General features: G+C 64.1%; 10 protein-coding genes and 1 pseudogene. 8 read left to right on the forward strand and 3 right to left on the reverse strand.

Features of this window, described 5'->3' with window-relative positions; genetic code table 11:
* The first annotated feature begins 273 nt into the window (after positions 1-273).
* From VNW74_RS29975 to VNW74_RS29985, 3 genes are all read left to right on the forward strand, one after another.
* Positions 274-1,440 (forward strand): spirocyclase AveC family protein, encoded by a 1,167-nt coding sequence (locus VNW74_RS29975; protein WP_325683690.1) that lies wholly within the window; start codon positions 274-276, stop codon positions 1,438-1,440.
* 12 nt (positions 1,441-1,452) lie between these two features.
* The gene (locus tag VNW74_RS29980) at positions 1,453-2,628 is read left to right on the forward strand and encodes a phosphotransferase (RefSeq protein WP_325683692.1); all 1,176 of its coding nucleotides are present in this window, start codon (positions 1,453-1,455) and stop codon (positions 2,626-2,628) included.
* Positions 2,629-2,742: 114 nt separating this feature from the next.
* Positions 2,743-3,312, forward strand: coding sequence for a TetR/AcrR family transcriptional regulator (locus tag VNW74_RS29985; RefSeq protein ID WP_325683694.1), 570 nt, complete (start codon positions 2,743-2,745; stop codon positions 3,310-3,312).
* 73 nt (positions 3,313-3,385) lie between these two features.
* On the opposite strand, the gene VNW74_RS29990 is transcribed toward VNW74_RS29985, so the two are convergent.
* A complete protein-coding gene (locus VNW74_RS29990) occupies positions 3,386-4,894 on the reverse strand; it encodes an aldehyde dehydrogenase (RefSeq protein ID WP_325683696.1) in 1,509 nt (502 codons plus the stop codon).
* A gap of 385 nt (positions 4,895-5,279) precedes the next feature.
* Between VNW74_RS29990 and VNW74_RS29995 the strand changes: the two genes are divergently transcribed.
* The 5 genes and pseudogenes from VNW74_RS29995 to VNW74_RS30015 all read left to right on the forward strand — a co-directional run bounded on the left by VNW74_RS29995 (position 5,280) and on the right by VNW74_RS30015 (position 8,470).
* On the forward strand, positions 5,280-6,290 hold the full coding sequence (locus VNW74_RS29995) for an alpha/beta hydrolase (protein ID WP_325683698.1): 1,011 nt from the start codon (positions 5,280-5,282) through the stop codon (positions 6,288-6,290).
* Positions 6,291-6,392: 102 nt separating this feature from the next.
* Positions 6,393-6,725 (forward strand): hypothetical protein, encoded by a 333-nt coding sequence (locus VNW74_RS30000; RefSeq protein WP_325683700.1) that lies wholly within the window; start codon positions 6,393-6,395, stop codon positions 6,723-6,725.
* A 289-nt stretch (positions 6,726-7,014) separates the two neighbouring features.
* Positions 7,015-7,412: pseudogene (locus VNW74_RS30005) on the forward strand (ANTAR domain-containing protein); the annotation flags it as partial.
* Positions 7,413-7,525: 113 nt separating this feature from the next.
* Positions 7,526-7,804 (forward strand): WGxxGxxG family protein, encoded by a 279-nt coding sequence (locus VNW74_RS30010; RefSeq protein WP_325683702.1) that lies wholly within the window; start codon positions 7,526-7,528, stop codon positions 7,802-7,804.
* 81 nt (positions 7,805-7,885) lie between these two features.
* Positions 7,886-8,470 (forward strand): hemerythrin domain-containing protein, encoded by a 585-nt coding sequence (locus VNW74_RS30015; protein WP_325683704.1) that lies wholly within the window; start codon positions 7,886-7,888, stop codon positions 8,468-8,470.
* 56 nt (positions 8,471-8,526) lie between these two features.
* Here the strand turns inward: VNW74_RS30015 and VNW74_RS30020 are convergent, their stop codons facing one another.
* Together VNW74_RS30020 and mtnA are read right to left on the reverse strand one after the other, a co-directional pair.
* On the reverse strand, positions 8,527-9,420 hold the full coding sequence (locus tag VNW74_RS30020) for a manganese catalase family protein (protein ID WP_325683706.1): 894 nt from the start codon (positions 9,418-9,420) through the stop codon (positions 8,527-8,529).
* Between the two features lie 229 nt (positions 9,421-9,649).
* Positions 9,650-10,352: S-methyl-5-thioribose-1-phosphate isomerase (mtnA, locus tag VNW74_RS30025; RefSeq protein ID WP_325683708.1), on the reverse strand; the 703-nt coding region annotated here is incomplete at its 5' end.

Genomic DNA, 10,352 nt, shown 5'->3' on the forward strand with positions numbered 1-10,352 from the left:
GCTGATCCCTGGCTGAGCGCGGCGGTGCCTCCCGCCACGGGAACAAGACGAGGCCATGCGTCTTGCCAGAATCCATGCGGGACAGGCTCATTCACGATCCCGTTCCGGACGGTGTCGTGGCCGGCCTCGAGCCGCACCTTGCTGCAAACCGCTGCCCGCCGGCCACGGGTTCCCCTGCCGAGGATTGCGCCAAATTATCGGACATGGTGATGGACACTATGTCCGTTAGCGCGTACGCTCATCCACATTGATTACCCGCAAGGAGGCAACGCGATGGCTGTATCGAGTCGTCCACAGACCGGTGTGTCCGTCGTTCCCGCAGCGCGACGCAGCGCGCCGGCAGTCGCCGTGTGGGCGTTCGTGGGCGCCCTAGTCCTGGCCTTCGAGGCATTCGTGCTTGCCAGGTGGATCAGTGGCCCCTTCTTCAAGGAGGTCCCAAGCGGGCCGAGTGATCCGCCGACCTGGATGAAGGTCGCGCTGGTGTCGATCCAGGCGGTCCTGCCGCTCGTCACGATCGCATTGCTATATCGCCTGGTCGTGCGCCCGTGGCGGCATCAGCGACGGGTAGCGGTAGACGGCGTGATGGCGCTTGCGTTCTTTGCGATGTGCTGGCAGGACCCCCTGTCTAACTACCTCGCCCCTTGGTTCACCTACAACTCTTGGCAGGTCAACTTCGGGTCGTGGGTCAACAGCCTCCCGGGCGCAATGTCGTTCGCCCAACCGGGGCGGATGACCGCGGCGCCGATCTTTTACATCGTCGGGATCTACGTCCCCGCGTTCCTGATTGTTACCAAGCTCGGGTCATGGGCGATGGGCAGGGCACAGAGTCGCTGGCCCCGCGTGAGCAGGGCCGAGTTGATCGGCATCTGCTTCCTCACCATGATGGTCTACGACTTCGTGCTCGAAGGCGCACTCTTCATGCCGCTCGGCGTGTTCACCTACGCCGGTGGGCATCTCGCGCTTTTCCCCGACACCTATCACAAATACCCGCTTAACGAGGTGCTGACGACGGCGTCGATGTTCACGATCATCGCCTGCGTCAGGTACTTCGTCGATGACCGCGGGCACACGGTCGTCGAGCGCGGGGTCGAACGCGTGCGCGGATCCGAGCTAAAGAAACTGACCGTGCGCGTGCTCGCCATGACGGCGGTGGTCCAGGGAGCGATGTTCATCACCTACAACGTGCCCAACATGTGGGTATCGCTGCACTCCACCACTTGGCCGGATGACATCCAGAAGCGCTCGTATTTCACCGATTACATCTGTGGCGACGGCACCGATCGGGCGTGTCCCGGACCCGCCGTCCCGCACGTCCGTAACGACAGCGGGGACGCGGGCAGGGGGTCTGCCTATCTGACCGGCGACGGCCGGCTCGGCGTGCCGCCGAAGACGACCTTGCCCAACATCGTGCCCTTCGAGCGCGGAAAGCCGGGTGGCTGAGTGGTGTCCAAGTTGGGAATCGCGCGCCAAATTGCCGCCGTGGGAGCTCACGTCGCCCGCGAGCACGTGACCAAGCCGATGGCGGTCAGACCCACCGACGTGCCGCGCGGCCCGCAAGCCCTCACCGCCGAGTGGCTCACTGGAGCACTCTGCACACAGGTTCCCGGAGCCCACGTCGTCGCGTTTACCTTCGGCGAAGCGCACTCCGGCGCGACGGCACGTGGCCGCATCGAGCTGACCTATAACGGTGCGGGGCAGGCCGCGGGTCTCCCAGCGTGGGTCTGGTTCAAGGCGACGCCGACGTTGACGACCCGCCTCGTCAGCGGCCTGACCGGGGCCTCGCAGAACGAGGGCCGCTTCTACATCCAGATCCGGCCGGGCCTCGAACTGCTCTCACCGCTGGGCTACCACGCCGCCGCCGACCCGTCGTCGGGTCGCACTTTCGTGCTTATCGAAGACATTGCCCACACGCGCAACGCGCGCTTCGCCAGTCCAGCCGATCGCTACGTCACGCGGTCCATGGCCGAGAGCATGACGCGCGAGATGGCCTCCTACCATGGGCGACTGTGGAATAGCCCGCGTTTTGCCACGGATCTGAGCTGGGTCGCCTCGGCGCTCCAATGGCAGGCGAACGTCAACGCGCGGATGCCGTTCGAGAAGCGCACCCTGATTGGCATCGACCGGGCCGCTGACGTCTGCGCGCCCGGTTTCATCGATCGCCGAACCGAAGTATGGCCCGCGTTCATGCGCTCGCTCGAACTCAATGTCGACGGGCCAACGACACTCGTGCACCAGGACACTCACGCCGGGAACTGGTTCTCCACACCGGAGCACGAGATGGGCCTTTACGACTGGCAGTGTATGGCGCGCGGATGCTGGGCACTCGACGTGGCGTACGCCTTCATGTCAGGCCTGACGGTCGAGGACCGCCGCGCGTGGGAGCACGAACTGCTCGACTACTACCTGCACCTGCTGCGCGAGTCCGGCGGCGAGCCGCCGGAATTCGACGTGGCCTGGACGTTGTATCGCCAGCAGGTCTTCCACGGGCTGGCCTTCTGGCTGATCACCATCGGCGCGGGGCGGTTTCAGCCCGACATGCAGCCGGTCGAAATCTCGCGTGTGAACCTCCAGCGGATGACCCAGGCCGTCATGGACCTCGACTCGTTCGCGGCGCTCAAGGAGCGCTAGTGGTGATCACGTGAGAGCGCTGTAGACGGTCCTCCCTCGTCCCGGGCTCTTTAGGATTTCAGGATGCCTTCGATCACACGCAAGACGGCAAGCGGTCGGACGCGGCGCGATGCCGTGCAGGCCGAGCTGCTGGACGCCGTCGAGCGGCTGCTCGAAGCGGGCGAGAGCTATACGTCGCTGGGCGTCCAGCGCATCTGCCACGAGGCCGGCGTCGCTCGCTCGGCGTTCTATAGCAACTTCGCGAACAAGTCCGAGCTGCTGCTTGCGGCCCTGGAGTCCGTCATGGAGAACGTCTTCGCGGAATCGCGCGGTTGGGCGCTGGCCGATCCGCCGCCCGGCAAGAAAGCGCTCGAGGCCACGATGGCAAATACCCTGCGCAACTGGCGAGCCCACGCTCCCGTGCTGCGCGCATACTTTGAGGTCTCGGCCTACGACACCGAAGTCGCCCACTTCTGGCGTGGGCAGTTCGCAAGCGTCATCGACGCGATGCAGAAAAGGATCGAGAGCGAACAGCACAGGCGGCGCATCCCCAAGCGCCTGGACCCGCGGATCATGGCCGAGTTCATCGTCTACTCAGGCGAGCGGTTGGCCGCCGAGCACATCGCGACCAACGACGCGACACACGACCCGGCGCTGGCGCGCCAGACAGCCGAGATCATCTGGCGCATCCTGTACGGGACGTAACACGGCTGGGCGCGGGCCGGCGGGTGTTGGTGACTTTACAGCCCGCGTGAAATCTCTTTCGGTGCAATAGATTTCAAGGAAGTTTATCGTAGCCCGGTGGTGCCTCGTCGAGGAGAAGCGTCTTGGTCTCCAGGTACGGCAGGAGGCCCTCGAGGCCGCCTTCGCGGCCCATACCGGACTGCTTGAAGCCGCCGAACGCCACACCGAAGTCCAGCCGCATATTGTTGTGGCCGACGGTGCCCGAGCGCAGCTTTCCGGCGACCTCACGGGCGCGGGCGATATCCGGCGTGAACACCGAGGCGTTGAGCCCGTAGATGGTGTCGTTGGCGATATCGACCGCGTGCTCCTCGCTGTCGGCAGGGATGACGCTCAACACCGGCCCGAAGATCTCTTCCTGCGCGATGACGTGCTTGTTATCGACCCCCGAGAAGACCGTCGGCTCGATGTAGTACCCGCGTTTGAGATGCTTGGGCCGACCACCGCCGGTGACGAGGTTCGCCCCCTCCTCGATGCCCTTCGCGATGTAGTGCTCGACCCGGTCGCGCTGGCGTTCCATGGCCAAGGGACCCATCTGGGTGGCCGCGTCGAACGGGTCGCCCACCTGTACCGAGGAGAAGGCGGCCGACAGCGCGTCGGCGAACTCGTCGTGCCGGTTGCGGGGCACCACGATCCGGGTTAGGGACGCGCAGACCTGGCCGGACAACAGGCACTCCGCGCCGGCCAGCGTGGCCGCGGCTTGCCCGATGTCGGCGTCATCGAGGATGACCGCGGCGGACTTGCCGCCGAGTTCGAGGGTGAAGCGGGCGATGCGGCCACCACAGATCGCACCGATCTTGCGCCCGGCAGCGGTCGAACCGGTGAACGCGATCTTGTCCACCCGCGGGTCACGGACCATCAGCTCGGAGACCTCGCGATCGGCGGTGATCACATTCAGCACGCCAGCCGGCAGGCCCACCTGCTCGGCGATCTCGGCCATCAGGTAACCGGCACCGGGCGCCTCGGGGGAGACCTTGACCACAACGGTGCAGCCGGCCAGCAGCGCGGGTGCGACCTTCATCGTGATCAGGCTCAGCGGGCCGTTCCACGGGATGATCGCGCCGACGACGCCAACCGGTTCGCGTACCAGCAGCCCGAACTCGCCGCCGGGATTCGGAGACGGGCTGGGCGTGACCTGCTGCTCGAATGGGTAGGTGTCGGCCAGGCTGGCGTAGAACCGGTACATTGCCGGGTCGCCCGGGATCATCATCTCCGCCACGGAGTGGACGACGCCGGATTCCCGCGGCCACATCTCCGCATAGTCAGCGGTGCGGGCATCGAGTTGGTCGGCGATCGCCGCCAGGTAGCCCGCCCGCTCCTGATGCGTCATCCGGGGCCATGGTCCGCGATCGAACGCATGACGGGCCGCCCCGATCGCCATGTCCATATCGGCAGCCTGAGCTTCCGGGACGCTGAAGTACAGCTGCTCGGTGTTGGAATCGATGACATCGATGGTGGAATCCGAGCTGGGTTTGACCCATTCGCCGCCGATGAAGAAACGGTTCAGGCTACGCAGTGGCACCCGGGGATCGGTGGTCAGGCTCATGGCTATCGACTCCTACGCAAGGGTAAATTAGTTGCGCTTCGAATCGTAGGCACGTCGTCGCGACTTTGGTCCGAATTCGGCTCGTGCGGCAGCGGGGGGTTCTCGCAGCGGCGACAACCAAGACGGCGACGGTGGCTGACAGGGCACCGCAGAAGATTCCCGGCCAGCGCGAGCCGTGACCTCACTCGCATCGACTCAAGGGTTCTGGGCTCCACAAGTGGCACGCCTCCAGGCCGTGAGAGGTCACCGCGTGCCGAGCGGGATGGCTGTATCAGTACCGGAGTGTTCGAATTGTTCTGTGGTGGACTCGATCATTGTTAATCGGCGACGCGTGCTGAATGGGGCGATGGCGATGGGTGGGTTGCTCGTTTCGGGCTGTCACCCCGTGCCTACAGTGCCGGGCGACGGTGAACCAGCGGTCCCTCGGCCTGATGGCGAGACCCTTGGTATCGGCTTGGAGAGCTATCCCTATCCGCACCCCGTGCACTATCTGGATGTCACACACGTCGCCCAGGCGGGCTGGATCGACCGCCAAGCCCCGGACTGGGAGGCGCGTGCGCGCCTGGCGTACATGGACGTGCTACCCGACAGCCCGCAGTCGAAGGGCGCGATCCTGCTGGTGCACGGCAAAAACTTCTTCGGCGCGTACTGGACGGGAGTTATCGAGGCGTTGCGCCACGAGGGGTTCCGGGTAATTGTTCCGGACCTGATCGGCTGGGGTAAGTCCACCAAGCCCTCGACGTTGACCGCGGCCTCGTTAGTGACACACCTGCGCACGCTGGTAGATCAGCTGAAGGTGGATTCTTTTGTGTTCGTTGGGCATTCGACCGGGGGGCTGGTCGGCATGCACATGGCGCGGGCGCTACCTGAGCGGGTGCACACGCTGGTACTGGAGAACCCGATGGGACTAGAAGACTACCGAATCGGGCTAATGCAGCAGGTGCGGCATCAGGACTGGGCGAACGATGAGCGCTCCATGACCGTCGATCAGGTCCGCCAATACATGGCGCACTATTTCGTGAACAAAGAGCCTCGGCTTATCGAGCCCTTCGTCGCGGTACGCATGGCCGTCGGGACAGGACCCGAGTTCGAGCGCTGGGTGCAAAGCTCCGCGGCGGCATCCGACATGCTTCTCAACGAGCCTGCCGTGGACTTCATCGCTTCGTTACCGACCAAGACGTTATTCGTCTGCGGCCTGTCCGACCGCACCTATGTGGGCGCGAAATACACTGCGCCCAAGGACCAAGCGGCCAAAGGGAATATCGCCGAAATGGCCAAAGGGCTCGCGGCCCGGATGCCCAACGCCCGTTTCGTGGGTGTGCCCAACACCGGCCACGTACCGCATCTGGAATCACCGGCCGCGTTCAGTTCAGCCGTGCTCGAATCTCTGCGTTGACCGCCGGATAGACCCGCATACGTGATGCAGGGCCCGGACATAGCCAGTTCATAGAAACGCTATCTAACTTCGAGTACGTACAACCGGGCAAGTTTTCCGGCCATGAGTTTTCCACCACAGAAGGGGATCGCCATGATCCTGAAGAAGATTGTTGGTGCGGGCGCAATCGCCGGTGCGATTGGTTTTTCGGCCATCGGCCTGGCCGGCGTCGCGAACGCGGCTCCGACCCCAGAGGCTGGTCCAGGCGTCGTCCACCAAGCACAGTTGGCTGGCTGGGGAGGCGGGCGCGGCGGTGGCTTCCACGGTGGTGGCGGTGGCTGGCGCGGCGGCGGCGGTGGCTGGCACGGTGGCCGCGGCTGGGGCGGCCCAGGATGGGGCGGTGGTCCTGGCTGGGGTGGCCCGCCTCCGCCCTGCTTGCTCGGCTTATGCATTTGAGTTTGCCTGCAGCAGGCCAACAGATATAGGTGCCAACCAGTGCAGCCGGCCGGCGCAACGGGGCGAGAATGCCGATGCAACTGGTTAAAGATGGTCGCCTTGCCAAATGGATTGGCGAGGCGACCATTTTTCGTTCCCCGATCAGGTTGCGGCAATGGCGATTTCGCTGCTGAGCCTTTTCCCGCATTAGGCGGGGGGCTGGGCCGGAAGGCGGGATGACTTAGTCCTGGCCGCCGCACGGCGGGTAGCGGCCGTGCTCGGTGAGACGACGGTGATCAGCTCGGCCGGGCCACAGTACGCACCGGCAGTTGTCGAACTCGGATGCTCAGAAGCTGTACACGGCAGACCGCAAAGCAGGTGCGCTGAACGTGTTTAGTCACCGGACCGATGTCTGGGACACCGACGCTGAGACCACCGGGGGGCGTTGTCGCCGCGCACGCCACTGCGATTTTGGCCCAGCGTCAGGAACAGCAGCTGCAGGCCGCGCTGTTGACCAGGGACCGTATCGGTCAAGCCAAAGGCATCATCATGGCGACTTACGATGTCGACGACGTGCGCGCTTTTGAGATGCTGCGGCGGATATCCCAAGACAGTCAGACGAAACTCGCCGACATCGCCCAGCGGGTCATCGACACCCGCGTCACGGCAAGTGAACGTTTCGGCGGTCTCGCATTGGGTACTACGTAGGGGCACGCTGAAGTTTCTGTATTCGCGTCGCTTCGTCGGGACTAGAACACACTGGCCCGCAAATTGCACCCTTCGCACCTATCTGGCGCTCCGCGCCGAAACCAGGAGTAATCATGCGTAAGACTATCGCGGTAATTTCAGCCACCGGGGCATTGCTGTTCGGCGGGGCAGGTCTTGCCGACGCTGCCGTTCAGGGTACGTCCGCGCCATCGTCAACAACAACGACGTTGGCGGACAACACCAATGGCAACACCGATCAACATAGCGATGACACCGGTAAGTGGGGCCTACTGGGTCTCCTTGGGCTGTTCGGACTGGCGGGACTAAAGCGCCGGAACAAGGCCGACGCCAGCGTTGGCGCCGCACCCACAGCAACCCGCGGACGCATCTGATACCTGCGCCACTCTTCGTCAGCCCCCGCCAGCAATTCATTCTGGCGGGGGCCGACTAGCTAATTCATGAAAGGAAATATTATGGACGCGTTGACTTTTCTTCGCCAGGACCACAAAAGTGTCTTGGGCATGCTCGAGGTGCTCGAAGATGCTCCGTCAGGCTCCGGCGCCCAAATCAGCGGCTTGGAAACGATGGTGACCAACCTTGTCATCGCCGAGTCGCAGCACGAAGCCATTGAGGAACAGCACTTCTGGCCGGCCGTACGCGCGACGCTCGAGGACGGAGACGCCCTCGCAGACGAAGCGATCGAGCAGGAACAGGACGGCAAGCAGCTGTTGCAGCGCCTCGCTGACGGCAAGCCAGGTGAACCGGAATACCATGAGGCTCTACAGGAATTCGTCAAGGTCGGCCGCGAACACATCGCCTACGAGCAAGATGTCGTTTTCCCACGGTTTGAAGCCGCCGCGAGCGGTGAGGAGCTAACCAAGCTCGGGGAAAAACTCGAGCGCGCCAAAAAGATCGCGCCCACCCGCCCGCACCTCGGAACTCCGCCGACCCCCTCGGCGCTCAAGACAACGGGAATGATCGCTGCGACAATCGATCACGTGCGCGACGCCTTCACCGGCCGCGCAGACGACAACCCACCGGACCCCCAGATCCACTAAGGCACAGCAGATGGCCGGCGCCGATACAATCGACGCCGGCCATCATGCTTTATCAGTTACGTTGTGGGACGGTGCTCTTCGTGAGTGAAGGCCTTCTCACCCTCGACGTCGGGTGAACCCGTCGGATTCTGCTTGGCGCCTATGTTTCGGCGAATGGCAGTACCCAGCCACTGCTCTTCGGGCTTGTCGATGTACTCCCACTCCATGCCCTCCGGCCACGGGCCTTGGCCTTCATTCCAGGGCCCACGCACTGATCCTTCGCCATTGGACATGTTGAACGCGACATTCTGGAATCGAGGGTCTCCCGGAAGCTTGCCCGGAGGGAAGTTCACCGGAAGTTCGTTGAGGGCGGCGGTGAACTGCTGGTAGTGCGCGACCTCGCGAGTCATCAAGAATGTCAACGAATCCTGAACGCTGGGATCGTCGGTGAATTGCTTGAGGTACTCGTAGACGACTTTTGCCCGGGACTCCGCGGCGAGGTTGCTGCGCAGATCCACGGCCGGGTCGCCGTTCGCGTTTATGAAGGTGCTCGTCCAGGGGTTGCCGGCCGAGTCCTTGATGTCCGGCCCACCACCACTGAGAGTCAAGAACAACGGGCTGACCGCGACCTGGTGGATGGCTTGTTCGCGACCGTCCGGTGTGGCCACGGCCGGCATCCAGTCGCACTTCTGGTTGGCTATCTTGAGGTCGTCGTTGAGCCCGTCAAGCAGCATCGTGATCATCGAGCCCACCATTTCGAGGTGGCTGAGTTCTTCGGTGGCGATGTCCATGAACAGGTCATACATCTTGGGATTCTTCCCCCGCAGCGCGAAGGCCTGGGTGAAGTACTGCAGGGCAGCGGTGAGCTCGCCGTTGGCGCCGCCGAACTGCTCCAACATCAGCGACGCGAAACGTGGATCAGGCTCGGTTACTCGGACCTCAAACTGAAGACTTTTGTTATGAACAAACATTGCGCCTCCCGGGCGACATTGAAGAGGGTTCTATTTGGGGAAACCGGAGGTGATCATCGAACCAGGGGCTGTAGTTCGTCCGGTGAAGGCGATGCGAAGGCGAAGGCCGACAGGTCGCGCGGTAGACATACCCATCCGCGTGCTGGCTAAACGTTTCAAATGATGCATCGACGGATTCCAACGACGCAGGGGTGCGCTTACTTAACACGCGGGCGGACGGCGGGATGCCTTAGTGCTGGCCGCCGCGCGGCGGGTAGCGGCCGTGCTCGGTGACGACGGCGGTGATCAGCTCGGCCGGGGTCACGTCGAAGGCCGGGTTGAAAACGTCCGCGTCCGGCGGCGTGATCATGGTGCCGGTGAACATCCTGAGTTCGTCGGGCGCGCGTTCCTCGATCGCGATCTCGGCGCCGGTGGCGAGCGATGTGTCGACCGTGGACGACGGCGCGACCACGACGAGCGGCACGTTGTGATGATGTGCCGCGATCGCCAGGCCGTAGGTGCCGATCTTGTTGGCGACGTCGCCGTTGGCCGCGATCCGATCGGCGCCGACGAGCACGCAGTCGACGAGTCCGCGCGCCATCGCCGCCGCCGCGGCGCCGTCCGGCTGCACCCGGTAGGGCACACCCGCCTGCGCCAGCTCCCACGCCGTCAGCCGGGCACCCTGAAGCACTGGACGTGTCTCGTCGACGAGGACGGATTCGATCAGTCCGCGGTCGTGAAGATGCCAGACGACGCCGAGCGCGCTGCCCCAGGCGACGGTGGCGAGGTGACCGGCGTTGCAGTGGGTGAGCAGACGCAGTGGGCGGCGATCACATTGTGCGAGAACGATTTCCGCGGCGTGGGCGGACGCGGCACGGTTGAGGCGTTCGTCCTCGTCGAGGATTTCCAGTGCTTCGGCGAGCACGGATTCGACGCCCCCGCCGAGCTTCTCG

The sequence above is a fragment of the Mycobacterium sp. genome (assembly GCF_035570115.1).
In the GTDB taxonomy this organism is placed as follows: domain Bacteria; phylum Actinomycetota; class Actinomycetes; order Mycobacteriales; family Mycobacteriaceae; genus Mycobacterium.

Coding starts and splice junctions, on each gene's coding strand:
- VNW74_RS30010 (WP_325683702.1), top strand. CDS start 7,526: ATGCGTAAGACTATCGCGGTAATTTCAGCCACCGGGGCATTGCTGTTC.
- VNW74_RS29990 (WP_325683696.1), bottom strand. CDS start 4,894: ATGAGCCTGACCACCGATCCCCGGGTGCCACTGCGTAGCCTGAACCGT.
- VNW74_RS30015 (WP_325683704.1), top strand. CDS start 7,886: ATGGACGCGTTGACTTTTCTTCGCCAGGACCACAAAAGTGTCTTGGGC.
- VNW74_RS30000 (WP_325683700.1), top strand. CDS start 6,393: ATGAGTTTTCCACCACAGAAGGGGATCGCCATGATCCTGAAGAAGATT.
- VNW74_RS29975 (WP_325683690.1), top strand. CDS start 274: ATGGCTGTATCGAGTCGTCCACAGACCGGTGTGTCCGTCGTTCCCGCA.
- VNW74_RS30020 (WP_325683706.1), bottom strand. CDS start 9,420: ATGTTTGTTCATAACAAAAGTCTTCAGTTTGAGGTCCGAGTAACCGAG.